Source organism: Bradyrhizobium sp. AZCC 1610 (assembly GCF_036924515.1).
Taxonomy (GTDB): domain Bacteria; phylum Pseudomonadota; class Alphaproteobacteria; order Rhizobiales; family Xanthobacteraceae; genus Bradyrhizobium.
In genome coordinates this window covers 6225178-6245772 of record NZ_JAZHRR010000001.1, presented here as the reverse complement: position 1 = coordinate 6245772, position 20595 = coordinate 6225178, and the positions used below count along the sequence as shown (strand labels likewise).

The 20595-nt window shown below is 62.4% G+C and carries 15 protein-coding genes, 1 tRNA gene and 2 pseudogenes; 6 read left to right on the top strand and 12 right to left on the bottom strand.

Annotation, left to right across the window (positions count from 1 at the left end):
* The first annotated feature begins 97 nt into the window (after nt 1–97).
* Both V1279_RS30730 and V1279_RS30725 read left to right on the top strand, forming a co-directional pair.
* Nucleotides 98–772, top strand: coding sequence for a response regulator transcription factor (locus V1279_RS30730; RefSeq protein WP_334443784.1), 675 nt, complete (start codon nt 98–100; stop codon nt 770–772).
* Nucleotides 773–836: 64 nt separating this feature from the next.
* Nucleotides 837–1373 (top strand): REP-associated tyrosine transposase, encoded by a 537-nt coding sequence (locus V1279_RS30725; protein ID WP_334443781.1) that lies wholly within the window; start codon nt 837–839, stop codon nt 1371–1373.
* 64 nt (nt 1374–1437) lie between these two features.
* On the opposite strand, the gene V1279_RS30720 is transcribed toward V1279_RS30725, so the two are convergent.
* The 5 genes and pseudogenes from V1279_RS30720 to V1279_RS30700 form a co-directional block, all read right to left on the bottom strand.
* A complete protein-coding gene (locus V1279_RS30720) occupies nt 1438–4947 on the bottom strand; it encodes a PAS domain-containing hybrid sensor histidine kinase/response regulator (protein WP_334443778.1) in 3510 nt (1169 codons plus the stop codon).
* Nucleotides 4948–5076: 129 nt separating this feature from the next.
* Nucleotides 5077–5757, bottom strand: coding sequence for an HAD hydrolase-like protein (locus V1279_RS30715; RefSeq protein WP_334446632.1), 681 nt, complete (start codon nt 5755–5757; stop codon nt 5077–5079).
* A gap of 172 nt (nt 5758–5929) precedes the next feature.
* Nucleotides 5930–7159 carry a 5-aminolevulinate synthase gene (gene hemA / locus V1279_RS30710; protein ID WP_334443775.1) on the bottom strand — a complete coding sequence of 410 codons (1230 nt, stop codon included), beginning with the start codon at nt 7157–7159 and terminating at the stop codon, nt 5930–5932.
* Between the two features lie 156 nt (nt 7160–7315).
* On the bottom strand, nt 7316–7960 hold the full coding sequence (locus tag V1279_RS30705; protein ID WP_334443773.1) for a HEAT repeat domain-containing protein: 645 nt from the start codon (nt 7958–7960) through the stop codon (nt 7316–7318).
* 49 nt (nt 7961–8009) lie between these two features.
* A pseudogene (locus tag V1279_RS30700) lies at nt 8010–8165 on the bottom strand (MBL fold metallo-hydrolase); the annotation flags it as partial.
* A 250-nt stretch (nt 8166–8415) separates the two neighbouring features.
* Between V1279_RS30700 and V1279_RS30695 the strand changes: the two are divergent.
* A complete protein-coding gene (locus V1279_RS30695; RefSeq protein WP_334443771.1) occupies nt 8416–10929 on the top strand; it encodes a hypothetical protein in 2514 nt (837 codons plus the stop codon).
* 92 nt (nt 10930–11021) lie between these two features.
* On the opposite strand, the gene V1279_RS30690 is transcribed toward V1279_RS30695, so the two are convergent.
* A complete protein-coding gene (locus tag V1279_RS30690; RefSeq protein ID WP_334443768.1) occupies nt 11022–12083 on the bottom strand; it encodes an MBL fold metallo-hydrolase in 1062 nt (353 codons plus the stop codon).
* A gap of 137 nt (nt 12084–12220) precedes the next feature.
* Complete coding sequence (locus V1279_RS30685; RefSeq protein ID WP_334443765.1) at nt 12221–14347, bottom strand: methyl-accepting chemotaxis protein; 2127 nt, start codon at nt 14345–14347, stop codon at nt 12221–12223.
* Here V1279_RS30685 and V1279_RS30680 point away from each other — a divergent pair.
* Nucleotides 14338–14571, top strand: coding sequence for a hypothetical protein (locus tag V1279_RS30680; RefSeq protein WP_334443764.1), 234 nt, complete (start codon nt 14338–14340; stop codon nt 14569–14571). The genes V1279_RS30685 and V1279_RS30680 overlap by 10 nt on opposite strands.
* Here the strand turns inward: V1279_RS30680 and V1279_RS30675 are convergent.
* Nucleotides 14565–15294 (bottom strand): annotated as a pseudogene (locus V1279_RS30675) (outer membrane protein). The gene V1279_RS30680 and the pseudogene V1279_RS30675 sit on opposite strands and share 7 nt — an antisense overlap.
* Before the next feature lie 221 nt (nt 15295–15515).
* Nucleotides 15516–15836, bottom strand: a complete 321-nt coding sequence (locus tag V1279_RS30670) for a helix-turn-helix domain-containing protein (protein WP_334443761.1) — start codon at nt 15834–15836, stop codon at nt 15516–15518.
* Between the two features lie 97 nt (nt 15837–15933).
* Here V1279_RS30670 and V1279_RS30665 point away from each other — a divergent pair, with 97 nt between their 5' ends.
* Nucleotides 15934–16164, top strand: a complete 231-nt coding sequence (locus V1279_RS30665; protein ID WP_334443758.1) for a hypothetical protein — start codon at nt 15934–15936, stop codon at nt 16162–16164.
* A gap of 126 nt (nt 16165–16290) precedes the next feature.
* Here the strand turns inward: V1279_RS30665 and V1279_RS30660 are convergent, their stop codons facing one another.
* Entirely contained in the window at nt 16291–17754 is a 1464-nt protein-coding gene (locus tag V1279_RS30660) for a GH1 family beta-glucosidase (RefSeq protein ID WP_334443756.1), read from the bottom strand.
* Nucleotides 17755–17766: 12 nt separating this feature from the next.
* Nucleotides 17767–18744, bottom strand: a complete 978-nt coding sequence (locus V1279_RS30655; protein WP_442894839.1) for a glycoside hydrolase family 16 protein — start codon at nt 18742–18744, stop codon at nt 17767–17769.
* 303 nt (nt 18745–19047) lie between these two features.
* On the opposite strand from V1279_RS30655, the gene V1279_RS30650 reads away from it, so the two are divergent.
* A complete protein-coding gene (locus tag V1279_RS30650; RefSeq protein WP_334443754.1) occupies nt 19048–20088 on the top strand; it encodes an HD-GYP domain-containing protein in 1041 nt (346 codons plus the stop codon).
* A gap of 84 nt (nt 20089–20172) precedes the next feature.
* Here V1279_RS30650 and V1279_RS30645 read toward each other — a convergent pair.
* Nucleotides 20173–20247 (bottom strand) — tRNA-Thr (locus V1279_RS30645).
* Between the last annotated feature and the right edge of the window lie 348 nt (nt 20248–20595).

Here is a 20595-nt window from a genome sequence, read left to right as displayed (position 1 = left end):
TTGCATGCGACTGCCGGGCAGGGGACAATTGCAAAACCGCTTGGCAGGCCTACCGAAAACGTCACCGGTTTGCCGCAACGCTTTTCGCAAGAAGTAAATGACTGCTGCCGCCAATACCCATCTCGTGATCGCCGATGACCATCCGCTGTTCCGCGACGCCTTGCGGCAGGCGGTCGGCAGCGTCGTGGCGTCGGCCGTCATCAGCGAGGCCGGGTCGTTCGACGATCTCACCGCGCTGCTGGAACGGGATTCCGACGTCGACCTGATCCTGCTCGATCTCACCATGCCGGGAATCTCGGGATTCTCCGGTCTGATCTATCTGCGTGCGCAATATCCGGCGATCCCGGTGGTCATCGTGTCCGCCAGCGACGATGCCGGCACGATCCGGAGGTCGCTGGATTTCGGCGCCTCCGGCTTTATCCCCAAGCGCTTCGGGGTCGAGACGCTGCGCGATGCCATCATGAAGGTGATGGAGGGAGACGTCTGGGTTCCGCCGGACACCGATCTCTCGTCGGCCGACGACCCCGACATGACGCGGCTGCGCGATCGCCTGGTCACGCTGACCCCGCAGCAGGTGCGCGTGCTGATGATGCTGTCGGAGGGTCTGCTCAACAAGCAGATCGCCTATGAGCTCGGCGTGTCGGAAGCGACCATCAAGGCGCATGTTTCGGCGATCCTGCAGAAGCTCGGCGTCGAGAGCCGCACCCAAGCCGTGATCGCCGCCGCGAAGATCGCCGGCGGCCAATGGCGCCAGGGAACGTCGACGGGGTGATGGTAGGCCGTAGGATGGGTGGAGCGCAGCGATACCCATCACTTCGCCACGCGAGTATGTTCGCATGACCGGCTACCGCCGCAATTTCGTTGCCGGAGGCAGTTTCTTTTTCACGGTCAATCTGGCGGATCGTCGGCTTCAGTTATTGACCGAAAGTATAGATGCATTGCGAACAGCCTTCCGCGAGACGCAACGGCATCATCCATTCACAATCGATGCGATAGTCGTACTGCCTGACCATCTCCACACGGTCTGGACGCTGCCGGAAGGCGATGCGGATTTCTCCACACGCTGGCGGCTCATCAAAACGTCGTTCTCCCGCAAGCTCGCCGCCGGCGAGCCGATCTCAAGCAGTCGTGTCGGCAAAGGCGAACGCGGTATCTGGCAGCGACGCTATTGGGAGCACACGATTCGTGACGAGATCGATTTTTCGCGTCACATCGACTACGTTCACATTAACCCTGTCAAACATGGGCTTGTGAAACGCGTCAGCGATTGGCCATATTCGTCGTTTCATCGCATGGTGAGAAACGGTGTCTATCCAGAGGATTGGGCAGGCGATGTTTCCGGCCTCGACGGGGAGTTTGGCGAGAGGCATTGAATACTTGGCGAGGTGATGGGTATCGCTGCGCTCCACCCATCCTACGGTCTTGCAACGACAGCTTTTACTCCGCTGCCACCAACTGCTGCGCGCGCCACTGGCCGAGCAAAGCCCGGAGCGACGCCGGTTTGACCGGCTTGTTGAGGATCGCGATGTTTTCCTCGCGCGCGGCCGCCCGGACATTCGGGCTGCGATCCGCCGTGATCAGGATGGCCGGAATATTCTCGCCGAAGCGGCGGCGAATCTCGCGGATCGCGGCGACGCCGTTGCCGCGGTCGAGATGGTAGTCGACCAGAAGGCCGGTCACGCCTCCATCTGAGGATTCGATCGCCGTGATCGCGGCTTCGGGATCGGTCACGGCGATCACCTCGGCATCCCACGCCGTCAGCAGCGTCTTCATGCCGTCGAGGATCGCCGGATCGTTCTCGATGCAGACGACCAGCGCGCCGCTTATCGGCGTTTTGGAGAGCGGCGTCGCGCTGGTGACCGCGGCGGTGTGGTTGATCGCTGTTGCAACCGGCACGGTCACCGAAAACACCGAGCCGCCGCTGACATTGGCATCGATCGCGATGCCGTGGTTGAGCACGCGCGCCAGCCGCTCGACGATCGACAGGCCGAGACCGAGGCCGCGGGCGATCCGCGCGCCCTGCTCGAGGCGGTGAAACTCCTTGAAGATCTCGCTGCGCTTGGTCACGGGAATGCCGACGCCGGTGTCGTAGACCGCAATCTGCAGCGATTGTCCGTGGCGGCGGCAGCCAACCAGCACGCGCCCGCGCGGGGTGTATTTGATGGCGTTCGAGATGAAATTCTGCAGCAACCGACGCAGCAGCGAGCGGTCGGATTGCACCGGCAGCGAGCAGGGGACGAAGGTCAGCTCCAGCCCCTTGGCGCGGGCGATCGGCGCGAATTCGATTTCGAGCGAGCGCATCAGGTCGGCCATCTTGAAGCTTGAGATCGAGGTCGTCATCGCGCCCGCATCGAGCCGCGAGATGTCCAGGAGCGCGCCGAGGATCTCCTCGATCGCCTCCAGCGAGTCGTCGATGTTCTCAACCAGGCGCGAATCCTCGCCGCCGTTCTGCCGCTCGACGAGGCTCGTCACATAGAGCCGCGCCGCGTTGAGCGGCTGCAGGATGTCGTGACTGGCGGCCGCAAGGAAGCGGGTCTTCGAGATGTTGGCGTCCTCGGCGGTGCTCTTGGCCTGCGCCAGTTCGGAATTCAGGCGGGTCAGTTCCTCGGTGCGGTCGCGGACGCGCTTTTCCAGCGTCGCATTGGCGCGTTCCAGCGCTTCGGCGGCCTCGAAGCTCGGTGTGACGTCGGAGAAGGTGACGACAAAGCCGCCACCCGGCATCCGGTTGGAGCGGACCTCGATCACCATGTGGCGGTCCGGCAGGCGCTCCAGATAGGGCTCGCCCTCGGTGGTGTAGGCATCCAACCGCCGCTGCAGCAACCCATCGGGGTCGCCGAAGTCGGCCGGGCTGACGGCGCCCATGAATTCGAGGATTTCCTGCAGGGGGATGCCGAGCTGCACGAGATGCGGCGGCAGTGCCAGAATTTCGCCGAACTGGGCGTTCGAGCAGATCAACTGCAAGTCCGCATCGAACACCGCGATGCCCTGGCGCACATGGTTCAGCGCGGTTTGCAAAATCTCGCGGTTGAAATGCAGCGCGGCGTGCGAATCGTCGAGCAGCTTCAGCGCGGCCTTGGCGGAGACGGTACGCTTGCGCAGCAACAGCGACATCACGAGGCGCGAGGAGGCGGCCCCGATCGAAGAGGCGATCAGGCGTTCGGCGTGTTGCAGCAATTCGAAATCGGCGGGCGCGGCCGGATCGAGATGGCCGGGGTGGCCGGCGGCAAACGCCTCGAAGGCCTGGGCAGCGCGCTCGGGGCCGAGATATTGCGCCACCGTGCTCTGGATGTCCTGCACGGTAACGGTCGTCCGCCAGCGCCGGAACGTCGGCGCGATCGGCGTCAGCGTGTTGGGTACGAACAGATCCGCCTGCAGCCGTTCGATCGACGACGGCCGTTGCGCGATCGACATCACGATGTAGGTCAGGATGTTGAGCGCGAGCGACCAGAGCACGCCATGCATCAGCGGCGGCAGGTCGGCGCCGAACAATGCCCGCGGACGCAGCGCCTCGATGCCGAACGGCCCGTGTTGCAGCAGCAGCAGGCCGGTGGGATTGCCCTCCAGGAAGCTCGGCAGGAACAGCGTATAGGCCCACACCGCAAAGCCCACCAGCATGCCGGTCATGGCGCCGCGGGCGGTTCCCTCGCGCCAGAACAGGCCGCCGAAAAAGGCCGGCGCCAGCTGGGCAAGCGCTGCGAACGACAGCAGGCCGATCGCCGCCAGCTGCGCATTGCCGAGCGCGCGATAGTAGAAATACGCCATCACCATGATGGCGAAGATGGCAAAGCGCCGGATCCTGAGCAGGAAGTCGCCGAAATCCTTGCTGCCGTCGCGCGTCGCGGGGCTGCGCTGCAGCACCAGCGGCAGGACGATGTCATTGGAGACCATGATGGAGAGCGCGACGCATTCCACGATCACCATCGCGGTCGCGGCCGACAGGCCGCCGACGAACACGGCAATGCTCAGCAGCGGGGAATTCGCCTCGATCGGCAGCGCCAATACGTACATGTCGGCGTCCACGGCGCCGAACGGAAAGGTGACGAGGCCGGCGAGCGCGATCGGAATCACGAACAGGTTGATGGCGACCAGATAGAGAGGAAACAGCCAGCGGGCGCGGCTGACCTCCTCGGGGCTGGAGTTCTCGACCACACTGACATGAAACTGCCGCGGCAGCAGCATGATCGCGCAGAACGACAGCAGCGTCATGGTGAGGAAATTGCCGATCGACGGCACGTAGTCGATCGCGCGCACCGCCTCCGGGGTCTTCATCGCACGTTCGATCAGCTCGACGGGCGTGAACATCCAGAAGGTGACGAAGGCGCCGGCGGCGAGAAAGGCCACCAGCTTGACGATAGATTCGGTGGCGATCGCCAGCATCAGGCCGTGCTGGTGCTCGGTGGCGTCGGTCTGGCGGGTGCCGAACAGCACCGCGAATGCCGCCATCGCCAGTGTCACGACCAGCGCGATGTCGCCGATGATCGGGATCGAGGAGAACAGCTTGTCCTCGCTCAGGATCGTCTCCAGCGAGGACGCCACCGCCTTGAGCTGCAGCGCGATGTAAGGCACCGATCCGACGATCGCGATGACAGCCACCGTGGCGGCGACCGCCTGGCTCTTGCCGTAGCGCGCCGCGATGAAGTCGGCGATCGAGGTGATGTTCTGCGACTTGGCGAGCTGGATCACGCGCCGGAGCAGCGGCGTGCATAGCCCGATCATCAGGATTGGGCCGAGATAGATCGCGAGGAAGTCGATGCTGGTGCGGGTGGCGAAACCGACCGAGCCGAAGAAGGTCCAGGAGGTGCAGTAGATCGCCAGCGACAGCGGATAGATCAGCATGCCGGCGCGGCCGCGCTGGGACGGCGACAGCCGGTCGCCATAGCTGGCGACGACGAACAACAGGCCGATATAGGCGAACGCGGCGGCGATTACGCCCCAGTCGTGCAGCATCGCTGCGGGTCTCCCTCTCCGATCGGACGCGCGCTAGCGCCATGGCCGGAAGAGGTGAGTATAAACGCTTTGGGCCGGCAGCGCACCGCGCTACCGGCCCAATTTCCAGCGATTTAGGGCGTAGCTGCCCTAGCCCGGGGATTGCTTCCCATTGACCATCGAGAGGACCGTACGGGCGAGATCGGCGGGGGAATCCACCAGCCGGTCTGCGCCGGCAGTTTCAAGTTCGTCTCGGGTACCGTAACCCCAGAGCACGCCAAGACCGCGCATTCCGACCGCATGGGCGCCGGAAATATCATATCGGCGATCCCCGACCATCAGACTGTGAGACGGCGAAAGATTATGCTTAGACAGAATATGGGCGAGCAGTTCAGGCTTGTGATCCAGCTCGCCGCTCGGCACTGAGCCATGAATGCCATCGAAGTATGTGGCAAACTTCAGATGGTCCAGAATGCGGCTTGCGAAAACCGCCCTTTTTGATGTCGCGAGATAGATTCGCAATCCGGTCCGCTTCATCTCTTCAAGGGATTTGCCAATTCCCGGATAAGGCACGCTTCCGAGAAACCCACTTTCCCCGTAATGTTGACGATAGGCAGCGACTGCTTCACCGACTCTGTCGTCTCCGTATGACTGCAGCAAGATTTGCATCATATCTTCGAGCGGAGGCCCGATGGTACGTCTTAGTCTTGTATCGAGGGTTTCATCCGGTTCATGTCCAAGGGCGCGCAGTGCCGCAAGGCAGCTTGCCAAAATGCCGGGGTGCGAATCGATCAAGGTGCCGTCGAGGTCTAGAAGAACGGAGCAGGTCATGATCCGAAGATAGCGGCCAAAAGCAAACGAGTACAAGTTCGTTTGGTGCTTGCAGGTCGCGGCTATGACGCAGATTGGATCAGGGCAGCAGCCAACTATCCAGCCTTCATCAAACTCGCATCAATCCGAATTCGGCTGCGCGCTAACGAGTCCACGCCCCAGGAGGGGAGGGTTACTCGGCCGCCAGCGATTTCTGCTTCAGCGGCAGGCCGAGACGGTCCCAGACCTGCAGCAGCGCTTCCGCGAGCCGATCGATCAGGCCGTCGTCGTGGTAGGGCGAGGGCGTGATCCGCAGCCGCTCGGTGCCCTTGGCGACCGTCGGATAGTTGATCGGCTGGATATAGATGTCGTGCTCTTCCAGCAGCATGTCGGAGGCCTGCTTGCACTTCTCCGGGTCGCCGACGAACAGCGGCACGATATGGGTTTCGCTCGACATCACGGGGAGGCCTGCGGCACTGAGGATCGCCTTGACGCGGGCGGCGCGGTCCTGGTGGCGCTCGCGCTCCCAGTTCGAGGTCTTCAGATGCCGGATCGCGGCCGTGGCGGCCGAACAGATCGCCGGCGGCAGCGCTGTCGTGAAGATGAAGCCCGGCGCGTAGGAGCGGACCGCGTCGATGATCTCGGCGTTGCCTGCGATGTAGCCGCCGAGGCAGCCGAAGGCCTTGGCGAGCGTGCCTTCCAGCACGTCGATGCGGTGCATGACGCCGTCGCGCTCGGCAATACCGCCGCCGCGCGGGCCGTACATGCCGACCGCATGGACTTCGTCGACATAGGTCATGGCGCCGTATTTCTCGGCGAGATCGCAGATTTTGGCGAGTGGGGCTATGTCGCCGTCCATCGAATAGAGGCTCTCGCAGGCGATCAGCTTCGGCCGTTCGGGACCCGCCGCGATCAAGAGCTCTTCCAGATGCGCCATGTCGTTGTGGCGGAAAATCTGCCGTTCGCAACCGGCCTGGCGCACGCCTTCGATCATCGAATTGTGGTTCAGTGCGTCAGATAGAATGAGGCAGTTCGGAATCAGCTTGGCGATCGTCGAGATGCCGGTCTGGTTCGAGACGTAGCCCGAGGTGAACAGCAGCGAGGCCTGCTTGCCGTGCAGGTCGGCCAGTTCCTGTTCGAGTTGCACCAGTGGATGATGGGTGCCGGCGATGTTGCGGGTGCCGCCGGCGCCGGTGCCAACCCTTGTGGCGGTCTCGACCATGGCGCCGACCACTTTCGGGTGCTGGCCCATGCCGAGATAGTCGTTGGAGCACCAGATCACGACATTGCGGCTACCCTTCGGCGAGTGCCAGACCGCATGCGGGAAGCGGCCCGCGATCCGTTCGAGGTCGGCGAAAACGCGATAGCGCCGCTCGTCATGCAGGCGGTTGAGGGCGGCACTGAAAAATTTGCTGTAATCCATCACAAGACCTGGAACCGGAACCGGCCGGATTGGCTTCGCGCCTTTTTAGAGCCTTTCCAGCTTTGATGTCCATGCGAATTCCCACATTTTGGCGCCGCTCCGGGATGCTACCTAGGCAGAGCAAATGTTGATCCGGATCAAGGCGCTAGATGCGATCTATGCCCGGCTTGAAATTGCTTGAATGGCCCGCGCTGCCGCCTTTCGAACGTGACCATCAGGGTCCGAAGCCAGCGATGACAGCGCGGGCAGGATTTCTGGGCCGGATAAGCTTTCGGCAAGCTCGCAAGCCCATACCCGGTGTCGGGCCAGTTCATCGACATACAGGGCATCGAAGAGGATTCGCCTGTCTGCCGGGGTGGCGCGCTGCCGCAGCACCCAGGCGGCTTCTCTGCGAATGCCAGTTTCGTGATCCCTGGCGTAGATGTTGAACATCGGCGGAAAATCTGTCTCGCGCCAGATGGCGCCTAGCGCGCGAATTGCCGCTTGCCTCGTGGCGCCAGAGGCATTCGCGAGGTGGGACAAAACAAGGTCGTGTGCCTCCAGCAGCCTCCATTGTTCGGCGATCTCACAGGCCGCACGCACCACATATTCGGAAGGATCCCTAAAGGCTTCCAGGACGATGGCAGACAGTTCGCGCCCCCTTGGGTGGCGTCCGATAACTTCCAGCGCCGTCCGTCGCAAGAATTGATCGTCAACTGCCGCGGCTACGGCGAGGGTTTTCAGTGCCGCCGCATCTTCGCGCGATCCGAGTTCACGAACGGCATCGTGGGTAGTCGGCAATTGCACACCAAGGTCTGACATGTGCGACAGTCTTACGGGTTTGACCTGTGCGCGCAAACACCCCGAAGTATCAGGTCGTCCGGAACCGCAGCACCCCATCGCTCACCTCTGCGGTCAGGCGGCCCTCGACCAGCATGTAATTGACGTGCGCGACCAATTCGCCGGCCGCAAAGCCCATCTGGTGCTCGTCGAGCACGTGCTTGCGGAACACGACCGGCACCAGTCCCTGGCCCGCGGCTGCCACGAGCAATCGTGGCGGCCGTTGGCGTCGATAAAGTGCCGCCGGAACCAATGGGCATCCGAGTGAATTATCGAGCAAACATTATGGGAAGTAGCTCTGGGCGACCGTGTGCGGGCAGCGACTTTGATACCGGATCCGGCCATGGCCTGGTCAATAGCTTGTTAGGAGTTTCATTCAACGTCCACGGAACGTCTGCATCGCGCGCGTCGGTCGAGATTTCCTTGAGGACATTGTCTTGCATGCATTCCCCAAAATTCTAGGCCGCCATTATTTTGCAATTTTTGTATTGGCCTGCGCCACGCTGTCCTACCAGATACTGATAACTCGTTTCTTCAGCGTCATGCTGTATTATCATTTTGCATTTGCGGCCATTTCACTTGCGATGCTTGGACTGACTCGCGGGGCGATGGAGGTCTATAACAACCCGGCCCGCTACACGCCCGAAAAGGTGGGAGTGGAATTCGCACGCCACGCATCGTGGTTTGCGATAGCAGGCGTTGGCGCAATGGTTGTCTTCCTGTGCGCGCCGCTCGTCATTCCCGAGCACTCTGTGGCGGTGGTCGTGGCGATTGCGGCGTTGACGTTCGTCATGCCGTTTACCGAAAGCGGGGTTTGCATAACGCTTTTGTTGACTCGCCTGCCATACGGCGGCGGACGGCTCTATGCGGCCGATCTTTTAGGGGCAGCGCTCGGATGCCTCGGAGTCATTTTCGTATTGCTCGTCGTCGATCCCGTGAGCGCCACCTTGTGGATCGGAGCTTTTGCCGCCGCTGCGGGTTGGCTGGTCGTGCGGGACAGCGGCGACATCCGCAGCCTGCGCCTGAGCGGCGCCGTCGCGCTTACGCTGGCTGCTGCAGCCAGCGTGCACACTGGACTTGATGTTTCCGGCAAAAGCCATCTGGGCGTGTTCTGGGCCAAGGGGGCCCAGCAGATGGGAACGCTGTTCGAACGCTGGAATACTTACTCGCGCGTCAGGGTGACCGCGATGGGCGAGACCGGTCCGTTCGGCTGGGGCTTCGCCCATCCGCATGAGACGAAAATCGAGCAGAAGTATCTCGACATCGACGCGGATGCGGGCACGATCATCACCCGGTACGACGGCAATATTGGCAAGCTATCCTACCTGAAGGACGACGTCATCAATGCCGCTTACCTGGTGCAGCCAGCGGCCGACGTCGCTGTCGTTGGCGTGGGCGGCGGTCGTGACATTCTTTCCGCGCTCTATTTCGGCGCCAAGCGCATCCGCGGAATTGAGATCAATCCCGCGATCTTCGAAGTCCTCACCGACAAGTTCGCCGATTTCTCCGGCCATCTCGATCGCCAGCCCGGCGTGTCGCTGGTCAATGCCGAAGCCCGCAGCTACATCAACCATTCATCCGATCGATACGATCTTGTCCAGATATCGCTGATCGACACCTGGGCCGCAACAGCCGCCGGCGGCTTAACTCTCACGGAGAACCGTCTCTATACCGTGGAGGCATGGAGCGATTTTTACCGGGCGCTAAAGCCTGGCGGACTGCTGTCGATATCGCGCTGGTACGAGCCGGAGCATCACCGCGGCGAGCTCTATCGCCTCGTGGCGATCGCAGCGAGCGCGCTCCAACGCAAAGGCGTGCCAGCAGCCGAGCTTTCGAACCATGTTATCGTAGTGAACGTCGGCGGCATCGTAACGGTGATTACCCGTCCCGACGCCTTCACCAATGTCCAGTGGCAAGGTGCGCGAGAAAGACTTCTGGCCCAGGGCTTCAAGATATTGCTGGGGCCGGATGTCACTTTTGACGCCGTCACGTCGACATTGATGTCCGGCAAGGCAGATGCGGCTTTTTTTGCATCACTACCGGAAAACGTCACTCCCTCGACAGACGACAATCCGTTCTTCTTCTATACGTCGCGCTTCGGGGATCTTTTCACCAAGCCCTTATCGACCCTTTCGTATAACAATGCGGCGATCCGCACGACCCTGATGCTCCTCGCGCTAGCGCTTTTCGCCTGCGGCTACTACATCATCGATCCTTTTGTTCGTCTCGCGAGACGGATGCCACTGTCAACGCTGACGCCACCCGTAACGTATTTTTGCGCGATCGGCATGGGCTTCATGCTGATCGAGATATCGCAGATGCAGCGGCTGATGGTCTTCCTCGGACATCCCGTCTACGGGCTCAGTGTCGTACTTTTCACCATTCTTCTCTTCAGCGGGATCGGCAGCGCCACGGTCGGTGCGCATTTCCCTCGACCGGGCGTAGTCATCGCCAGGGTTGTCGCACTCCTGACAACGCTCGTGGCGGCGGGGTTGTTGACCACCTTGCTCACTACCTGGGCGCGATCGGAAGCTACCGACATGCGCATTCTGTTGTCCGTACTGCTCCTGGCGCCCCCGGCGTTCTGCATGGGAATGATGTTCCCGGTCGGGCTGAGTATCTGGCGCCGTCACTCGGAGCTGCATCCGTTCTTCTGGAGCGCCAACGGTATTACGTCGATGGTTGCGTCGGTGCTGGGCATGGCCTTGTCGATCGAATTCGGCATCGCCAACACATACGCGCTCGGCGTCGGCTTCTATCTGGTCTGTGCATTGACGATCGTCGTAAGCCGCCAAGCGAACCTCGTGGGCGTGTCTGCAGCGACGCCGGCCAAGGAACCAGGATTGCAGGATCTGGATGAAGTTGCCGTCACGCCCGCTCCAGCCGCACCGTCGACCCGACACAGATCGAATTGGTCGCCGATATCAAGACCGCCAAATCGCTCGGTTTGACCGGTCCATCGACCGTGCCCGCGCGCCGATGAGGCCACCAAGCAGGAATCGTTGCTTACGGATTTAGGTGTATGAGCACGCGCTCGAGGATGTCACGTCGTCCTGAACCGCAGCACGCCGTCGGCAACCTCTGAGGTCAGCCGTCCCTCGACCAGCATGTAGTTGACGTGCGCGACCAGTTCGCCGGCGGCAAAGCCCATCTGGTGCTCGTCCAGCACGTGCTTGTGGAACACGACGGGCACCAGCTCCTTCGAGGTTTGGGGGGCTTCCCGGCAGGCTTCGGCGATCAGGCGGCAGCGGTCCTCGTGATGGTCGGCGAGCTGCTTGATGCGGGTCTTCAGCCCGTAGAACGGCACGCCGTGGCCGGGCAGCACCATCACGTCGTAGGGCAGCGTGGTGGTCAGGCTCGCGAGCGAGGCCAGATATTCCCCGAGCGAGTTCTGGTCGGGCTCGACCGCCCAGACGCTGACATTGGGTGAAATCTTGCTCAGCACCTGGTCGGCCGAGAGGAACAATTTGTCGGCCGCGCAATATAGCATCACCTGGTCGAGCGCGTGGCCGCCGCCGGTGATCACCTTGAAGCGCCGCGTGCCGATCACGACCTCGTCGCCATGCGAGATGCGGCGGTAGGACGGCGGCAGCACCGAAACTCGCTTCAAATAATCCTGGCCGCGGCCGAGCAATCTGTCGGTCAGGCTTTCGTCCATGCCGTGCCGGCGGAAGAACAGCCGCTGCGCGTTGCGCCGCTCCTCGGTGCCGCGGTTCTGGTGATAGACCGATTGTAGATATTCGACCTGCGACATCTGCAGCAGGCAGTCGAAGCGCTCCGTGATCCATCCGGCAAGGCCGACGTGATCGGGATGCGAATGGGTAACGATCAGCCGCGTGATCTTCACATGCCGCAGCGGCCCCTCGAACAGGGTCGTCCAGGCCGCAATGGATTCCTCATTGCCGAAGCCGGAATCGACCATCGCCCAGCCGTCGCCGTCGGCGAGCAGGTAGATGTTCACGTGATTGAGCCGGAACGGCAGCTTGAGGCGGACCCAAAGCACGCCCGGCACCACCTCGACGACCTGATCGTGGCCGGGGTGATTTTCGAAGGGGTATCGCAGTGCCTCGGCCGAGGACTGCACCATGTCGGTTTTCGAATGCATGCTACCGGCTTAGCGGTAGAGGCGGCGCCGCGCTAGCCGAAAAAACGGATAGGGGATGGGACAAAGGACATGAATTGGCGGTTCGGTCGTCATTCCGGGTTCTATGCTTCGCATAGCCCCGGAATGACGGTGTCTTTCTACGCCGCCCGGATGTTCGACAGGAACGCGTCGATCTCTTCGCGCAGCACGTCGGCCTCGCGGCGCAGCGCGCCGGAGGCGGTCAGCACCTGGCCGGCGGCGGTTCCGGCCTGCGACGAGGCGCTGGAGACACCGACGATGTTGGTGGAAACCTCGCTGGTGCCGCCGGCGGCGTGCTGGATGTTGCGCGCGATCTCGCGCGTCGCCGCACCCTGCTCCTCGACCGCGGCCGCGATCGCGGTGGTCACCTCGTTGATCTCGCTGATCGTGTTGCTGATGTTCCTGATCGCCGAGACCGCGGTCGTCGTCACCGTCTGCATGCTGACGATCTGCTGGCGGATCTCGTCGGTGGCCTTGGCGGTCTGGTTGGCGAGGCTCTTCACCTCGGAGGCGACCACGGCGAAGCCGCGGCCGGCGTCGCCGGCGCGTGCCGCCTCGATGGTGGCGTTCAGCGCCAGCAGGTTGGTCTGCGAGGCGATAGTCTGGATCAGATCGACCACCACGCTGATCCGCGCGGCATTGTCCGCAAGCCCCTGCATGGTGGCATCGGTCTCACCGGCGTCCTCAACCGCCTTGCGGGCGATCTCCGCCGAGGTGATGACCTGACGGCCGATTTCCTCGATTGAGGAGGACAATTCCTCGGTGCCCGACGACACGGTCTGCACGTTGGCTGAGGTCTGCTCGGCGGCCGTCGCCACCGCGGTCACCAGTGCGCTCGATTGATCGGCTGTCGCCGACATGCTTTGCGCGGTCGACTGCATCGAGCCCGCCGCGGATTGCAGGCTGTCGAGCGCGCTGCGAACAGTGGATTCGAACTCGACGATGCGCGCTTCCATGCGGTTGGCGCGTTCGCCCTTGGCGATGCGGTCCTTGTCCTGCTCGGCCGAGAGCGCGCGGCTCTGGATCATGCTCTCGCGGAACACCTGCAGCGAATCCGCCATGGCGCCGATCTCGTCCTGCTGGGGGCTTTGATAGACCTCCGATTCGAGGTCGCCGCTGGACAACACCTGCATCGAGCGCTGCAGATTGCTGATTCGCCGCAGGATGTTGCGGCCGACATAGAGCCAGACGAACAGGATCGAACCGACCAGCGTCAGCACGCCGAGGGCGAGCATGACCATGGTCCCGAACGAGATCTCCTGACGCGCCTGCCAGGCCGCGGCGTCGGTTTCCTTCTGCACGGCGTCGACCAATTGCTGCACGCTGATGCCGAGGCCGACATTGAGCTTGCGGGTTTCCTCCAGAATGGTCTGGCCGAAATCGTCCGCATCCAGTTCCTGCTGGCGGACCTTGAAGACGCCGGTCTTGCCGTCGGCAAGCGCCAGCAGGCCCAAGGTTGTGTTTTGAACGGACCGCATCGCTGTGGTCTTGGGCAGCGCTTCGAGATTCGCCTTCACGCGCGCCTGCGCGGTGCGGAAATCCCTGCCGGTGGCTTCGAGTACATCGCCGCTGGTGGTCGACAGCGCGGCGATCATGTCGAACGCCATGAGATTGCCGCTGGCGGCGATGTCGGCGAGTTGGTCGGCCGTCTTGTGTGCCCGGATCGCATCGGTTTGCGAGAAGTTGGGGGCAGCGTAGATGCTGTAGAGCTCGGTCTGCGCGTCGATTGCCGCAGGGCCGGCAGCTGCCACGAAGCGCCGCTGGGCCTTGCGCACCGCGTCGTAGAGCTTTTCGTGCTGGGCGGCCAGTTCGAGCCGCTCGCGCGCGGCCGAGCCGAGGCTCTTGATCACCTCGTCGATGTTCTTCATGTTCTCGGTGAGCGCCGCGACGACCGCCTTGTCGGCACCGAGTTCGACGATCTCGCCGAGCTTCTTCAGCGCGACCGCCTGGGTTTCCTTCATTTTCTTGGTTCGATCGTTCAACGCCTCTTCGCTGCGCGCGGCCAGCAGCGCCGGCCCCTGGCTGGCAAGGCTCGCGCTCTGTGCCGATAGCTGCAGGCTGGCGGCGAGACGGGGGATATCCCGGCCGCTCAGATCGACCATGGTCCCGCCGAGCCGCCCGAGCATCAGGCCGGCGCCGGCGGAGATGACGATCGCCATGCCGGCGATGACGGCGAAGGCGGCAAACAGACTGCCCCTGACGCCGAAGCTAAAACCCTTGAGCCGTGAATTGGATCGTGCCGCCATTTGCCCGCTGCCCCGTCTACGCTACCTTGAGATGTTTCCTCGCGCGGCAGTATCGCGGTACCCGGTTAACAAGTTTGGAAACCGGAAGGCTTTTCGCCGCATTTTTGACAGCCGGTTGCCTGCCTTTGACGGATTTTTTCCGTGAACCGGAAAACGGCGGCGAAAAACAAAAGGCCGGCATGAAAACCGGCCTTTCGCAATTCGCAGTTGAAAGCGCTCAGTAGCGTGCGGCCACGGGGCTTGCGAAGTTGAAGCGATAGTTGACGCCGAGCTTCAGCGTGTGGTCTTCGGTATGGAAGCTTCCGAACGGCGCCAGCACGGCAGGGCTCGCGAAGCGCGTGCTGCCGAAGTCATAATACATGTATTCGCCTTTGACCGACCAGTTCGGGGCGACCATGTACTCGACGCCGGTGGCCGACGGTCCAGCCGTGGCTGTGGTTGCCATCGAGCAGGAAGGGGATCGGAGCGCCGGCCAGGGTCACCCTCTCGCTGTTGTCGGAATAGGCGTAACCGCCTTTGACATAGACCAGGCCCGGACCCCAGGTGTAGCCGATGCGGGCCGTGATCGAACCGAGGCCGCGCTGATCGTTGGTGTAGACGTAGCCGCCGGGGAAGGTGGCGGTGAGGTTGCTCTTGCCGAGCCAGGAATACTGGCCCTCGGTGCCGAGCACCCAGTTCTGCGCGAATTGCCAATCGAGGCCGGCCTGAACGCCGCCGAGCAGGCGGGCGCTGGACTCGCTCAGCACCGCACCGTTGAAGTCGTTGCTGCCGCTGAAGGCGCCGCCGAGATGGCCGCCGAGATAGAAGCCGGTCCAGTTGTAGACGACGGCCGGCGCATAGACGGGCGGCTGTTTGTAGTAGGGGCGCGCACCGAGATCGGCACCGGCCGCAGGTGCAGCGACGGTGATGGTTGCGAGGGCCACAAGGGCGAGCAGAATCTTCTTCATGTTTGCTGTCTCCGAAAACCGTTCGGCGACACCCCGTGCGGGCGCCATCCATGGCCACGCACATAGACAGCTTTTATCTAAAATGCTGTCACTCCGAGGTGACAGCGGGCTGTAACCCAACCCATTGGCGGACAAACATTTTTTGTACTTAACGAGGGCCTAATCAAAGGTAAGGAAAGGCTTAATTTTCGAAGTCCGCGAAGCCTCCCGGCAAGCTTTGCTTAACCAATGCGGCGCCGCACGTCGCTGCGCATCTGTTCGCGGAAGGCCTGCCGGCGGGCCGGGCGGTCTTTCACCGGGACGTCGTGGCGGTCGAACACGTTGAACATATCGAGGATCGGATAGTGGTCGCTGGCCATCGCCAGGATGCGCAGCAGCTCCGCCACAGGCCCGGTCGGGCCGGTGACCTCCCATTTGCGAATGGTGTCGGCGCCGTCGGAAGCCGGCAGCCCGCAGAGTTTGGCCATGTCGGCCACCGACAGCGGCTGGCCGATGGCCTCACCGAGATGCGCGCGAAGTTTCTTCAATTCCGCTCCGGTCACGGGTTCTCCATGTCAAACTGGCATCTGTGAAGTACGTCACACACCGGGTGTGGCTTGCGGCGTATACGCAGCGCATTGGTTAGCCGAGGAGGCTGTCATGCGCCGATTACTCGAAAGCCTTACCCCCGACGCCCGCCGGATCTACTGGAAATGGGTTGGCGGCATGTTCGCTCTTTACGTCGTGCTGCTGCTCACCGCGGCAGGCATATTCGTCGGTCACGAATCATCGCGCAAGCTCGCGCAGGAACCGGCCGCGACTGTGGCAATCGACGGCAAGCAGCGCTCTGTCCCCGAGGTCTCGTCGGTGCGGCAAGCCGCGCGGTACTAGCATGATCCGGACCCGAAGGGCCGCGTTAGCGCAAAGTGGAAACCGGTTTTCCGAAAAGATCATGCTCAAAAAAGGAGATGAGATCATGATGCGATTCTGCTCAATCGCATCATGATCTAGCGGCGTTCAGACGCCGATCGCATTCCGCGCCACCACGTCGCGATAGAAGGCTGCGCTGAGCTTTGGCGTCCGGCGCTGCGTCCCGAAGTCGACATGGTAGATCCCGAAGCGCTTTTCGAAGCCGTAGATCCATTCGAAATTGTCCATCAGGCTCCAGAGGAAATAGCCGCGGACCGGCACCCCCTCCGACGTCGCGCGCTGCAACTGCCTGAGATAATTGCGCAGGTACATGATGCGATCGAGGTCGTAGACCTGGCCGTCGGCGCGAAGCTTGTCTTCCGACGAGGTGCCGTTCTCGCTGATGTAGATCGTCTCGATGTTCCAGACTTTTGCCGCCAGACGCGGCGCCCAGTAGATCGTCTCGGGGCCGACCCTGAGCCAGTCGGAATTCATGTGCGGGAACGAGGCGGGGAAGGGCAGCACGCTCCAGCCCGGCGGCTTGTCGGAAGCGGCGATGTAGAATTGCGGCGCGTAGATGTTGAGGCCGACGAAATCGTTCGGCTGCGAAATGATCTTGAGTTCGTCGGCGGTGAATTTCGGCGCGGCCGGGCCTGCGAACCGAAGAAACCCGTCGGTGTATTTGCCTTCCAGGATGACGCCGAGGAAGCCCGAGTTCAGTTCGCGCGTCGCGATCTCGGCGGCGCGAACGTTTTCCGGCGTGTCGAACGCCGGCACGCAGGCCGCGATGTTTTCGGCCGGACCCACCTTGGTGCCCGCGCGCCCATGCGCGCGGATCGCCTGCACGGCGAGGCCGTGCGCCAGGGCCACATGGTGGCGGACCTGGTTGACGTCGGCGTCCGGCAGTTTGAGGCCGGGGGCATCGATGCCCCATCCATAGCCGAAATTCACGAACCTTCCGGCTTCGTTGATCGTGAAGATCGACCTGACGCGATCACTGATACGCGCCGCCACGTGGCCGGCATAATCCCCGAATGCTTTCGACGTTTCGCTGGATCGCCAGCCACCCATTTTGTCCTCGAGCGCCTGCGGCAGATCCCAGTGATAGAGCGTCGCGTATGGCTCGATGCCGTGCCTGAGCAGTTCGTCGATGAGGCGGTCGTAGAAGTCGAGCCCCTTGGGGTTCGGCTTACCCGTTCCTTCCGGAAACACCCGCGGCCACGCGATCGAAAACCGGTAGGCCTTGGCGCCGAGTTCGCGGATCAGGCCGATGTCTTCCTTGTGGCGGTGGTAGTGTTCGTTGGCGCGATCCCCGGTCGTGCCGTCCTCGATCTTGCCGGGCGTGTGGGCAAACGTATCCCAGATCGAGCGGCCGCGACCGTCTTCGTTCACCGCGCCCTCGATCTGATAGGCCGACGTGGCGGTGCCCCACACGAAGTCTTTCGGAAAACTCGCCGGCGCAGGACGTTCGGCCGTCGCTTGGGCCGCGGCGTCAGCCGATCCCGCCGCCACTCCGAGCGCAGACAAGCCTGCAAGCTTTGCAAAATGCCGGCGCGAGAATTTTCCGAACATCGTCATCTCCGGTCAGCGTTCGTCGATCTGGTAGGCGGATATCCTGTCGATCTCGAAGGCGACGGTCGCGGGCGACTCGCCATCGACGAACCCCACGCCCTCGAAAGTCTTCGAGCCCATGGCGAGGTTAACGATCATATACATGGGCTCGCCGAAGCCGATGGGGACCTTGATCTCGGAGACCGGCCGGCGGTCGATGAAATAGGTGATGCGATCCGGCTGCCACAGCACGCCGTAGTCGTGGTAGGCGGTCGGGGCGTCCGGTACCCTGAAGTCAAACCCGCAGCGTTCCACGCGCTGCGTGTCCGGTATCCGCCAATGCGTCGTCATCACGATGTCGCCCGGCCGTTGCCCGCGGCCCTCCATGATGTCGACTTCCGGCGGCCAGCCGCCGTCATCGGCGAGCATCCAGAACGCCGGCCACACGCCGATGCCGACCGGTATCTTGGCGCGGATTTCGAAGTATCCGTACTTCTGGGAAAACCGGCTCTGGGTCGTCAGGATGCCCGAGATATATTCGTTGTTGAACAGCACGGTCTTTAGTGACGGCGGGGTGCGGCTGGCTGTAATCGAGAGAATGCCGTCGCTGACCTTGAACGGATCGAGGCCGAGCGGCGTTGTTTCCCGCCCGCCATAGCGCGGATCGACATAGATCTGCTGCTCGCCGTTATAACTGGTTTTGCGCCTGAAGTCGGAGCCTTCGCCGCCCCAATAGCGCGCTTCCGGCCAGGCGGCGCCGCCGGCGTAGTGTGACGCCCACCTTCCATCCAGCAGCGGATGGGTGTCGAAATCATCGTGGAAGGTCCGGTGCAGTGATACCGAAGCAAGCGACGCCGGATCTGGCGCTTCGATGCGGCGGCATTTTTCGCCGAGCATGGCGGTCGCGACCTGCAGCGTGAGTTTGGTCGTAGCACCAGCGAGATCGGCCTGCGCGAACGCCGGGACGGCGGCGAACAGGCAGCCGATCGAGATCAAAGCGCGCAACGTCAATCTCTCGGTTCCCGGCTGGCTTCGGGACGACAGGAGATCATTCACTGACGATGCCCCCGATCTGATGGTCCTTCGGTAGTCGACCGACGTGCTCACCTGTTTGAGGTACGTAGTTATACGAGGTGGAAGCTTAACGGCAAGGTAGCCAAGTCTGATGTTGATTAAGTGTTTGAGATGCCGATGGCACAAAGTGTGGGGCCCGGTCGTCCGGAACCACCGGCAAGATAGTTCATTTTCTTTCTTTTTAGTGCTTCAATTTTAAAGGGCAGCCACCTCACTGTTACGGCGTACGGAAGTCTTGGGATGCTCGTCTATTTTGTGACAGACGAACCGACGAAGTTGCCGGCGATTCGCGCGATGCTCGAACCGCAACACGCCGTGCTTCCCTGGGTGCTGGGCGGCGACGGCACCGGGATCAGGTCGCATGGCGTGCTGATGGTCGACATCGACCTGCGGCAGATGACTCGCGTCGATCAGCTCAGGTTCATTTTGCAACAGCTTGCCGGCATTCCCGAGAAGCTGTTCGTGGTTCACAATCTCTCCCGTTCGATGGTTGCGCAGGCCCATGCGCTCGGCGCGACCGCGGTCATTTCACGCCCCAAGGAAGCCATTCTCAAGGTCGCGCAGATCGAAGAGGCGGAAGCGGCCGCGGAAGATAACGCTGCGGATCCGGCGCCGAAGATGGACGAAGGTGTGGCAGCCTTCGCCTCGATGTTTTCGAATGTGCGCCGTGGCAAGCCACTGAGGCTTGTCGACGCACAGCGTGCGACGTCGAGGATCATCAGCCGCGTCGGACAGGACGGGCTTACGGCATGGCTCGACGAGGTGCGTCGCTATCACGAGGGTACGTTTCAGCACTGCCTGCTTGTAACAGGTGTTGCGGTCGCCTTTGGGCTGGATATCGGATTCTCCAACGGGGACATATCGCGGCTCGGAATGGCGGCGACCCTCCACGACATCGGGAAGGCGCGCATTCCTCTCGCGATCCTGGACAAGCCGGGACGCCTCGATCCCGAGGAGGAGGAGATCATCAGGCGTCATCCCGTGATCGGATATGATTTGTTGAAGGGCGTATCGGGCATCAGTCCGGAAATTCTGGATGGCGTGAGGCATCATCACGAATATCTTGATGGCACCGGCTACCCGGATGGACTGGCGGGCTCGCAGATTTCCGATCTGGTCAGATTGCTGACGATCGCGGATATCTTTGCCGCGCTGGTCGAGTCGAGGCCCTACAGGCCGCCAATGTCCCGGCAGGACGCCTACCAGATCCTCTGCGGCATGGAGGGCAAGCTGGAGGGGCCGCTGGTCAGGGCGTTCCGCGGCATCGCGCTTGCGCCGTGAACAAACGCCTGCCGATCATCGTGGAATGATCGCGATCCTGGGTCGGTTTCCCCAATTGAGGCAGGCAATGTCATTGAAAGGGGATGGTGCTGCCAGACAGGATTGAACTGTCGACCTCTCCATTACCAATGGAGTGCTCTACCACTGAGCTACGGCAGCATGCCCGGTATATTGGGGGAATCGGCCCAAATGGCCGCCCACTAGGCGGCCGGTTCTTGCCACAAGGGCCCCTCTGGCGCAAGCACGCGGGCGGGCCGGAAAGGGCCCAAAATCGTCAAAAACCGGCGCTTGTTGCCGACAAGCTCCTTCAAAGCGGTCAACCGCCAAGGAAACTCCCAAGGAAACTCCCAAGGCCGATCCGGTTCCCAACCATGCTTGGCCGGCGCCCGAGGCGCCGAATCATGACCTCGCATGGCCTTGCGGCGGCAGTGCGGGTCATTGCGGCGAGGGGCGGCTAAACCCACTTTGTTCTGATAGCAGCGTTGCGGGCGGCGTGGCGGCTGGCTC

Coding starts and splice junctions, on each gene's coding strand:
- V1279_RS30685 (WP_334443765.1), bottom strand. CDS start 14,347: ATGGCGGCACGATCCAATTCACGGCTCAAGGGTTTTAGCTTCGGCGTC.
- hemA (WP_334443775.1), bottom strand. CDS start 7,159: ATGGATTACAGCAAATTTTTCAGTGCCGCCCTCAACCGCCTGCATGAC.
- V1279_RS30650 (WP_334443754.1), top strand. CDS start 19,048: ATGCTCGTCTATTTTGTGACAGACGAACCGACGAAGTTGCCGGCGATT.
- V1279_RS30720 (WP_334443778.1), bottom strand. CDS start 4,947: ATGCTGCACGACTGGGGCGTAATCGCCGCCGCGTTCGCCTATATCGGC.
- V1279_RS30690 (WP_334443768.1), bottom strand. CDS start 12,083: ATGCATTCGAAAACCGACATGGTGCAGTCCTCGGCCGAGGCACTGCGA.
- V1279_RS30665 (WP_334443758.1), top strand. CDS start 15,934: ATGCGCCGATTACTCGAAAGCCTTACCCCCGACGCCCGCCGGATCTAC.
- V1279_RS30705 (WP_334443773.1), bottom strand. CDS start 7,960: ATGTCAGACCTTGGTGTGCAATTGCCGACTACCCACGATGCCGTTCGT.
- V1279_RS30660 (WP_334443756.1), bottom strand. CDS start 17,754: ATGTTCGGAAAATTCTCGCGCCGGCATTTTGCAAAGCTTGCAGGCTTG.
- V1279_RS30715 (WP_334446632.1), bottom strand. CDS start 5,757: ATGACCTGCTCCGTTCTTCTAGACCTCGACGGCACCTTGATCGATTCG.
- V1279_RS30730 (WP_334443784.1), top strand. CDS start 98: ATGACTGCTGCCGCCAATACCCATCTCGTGATCGCCGATGACCATCCG.
- V1279_RS30725 (WP_334443781.1), top strand. CDS start 837: ATGACCGGCTACCGCCGCAATTTCGTTGCCGGAGGCAGTTTCTTTTTC.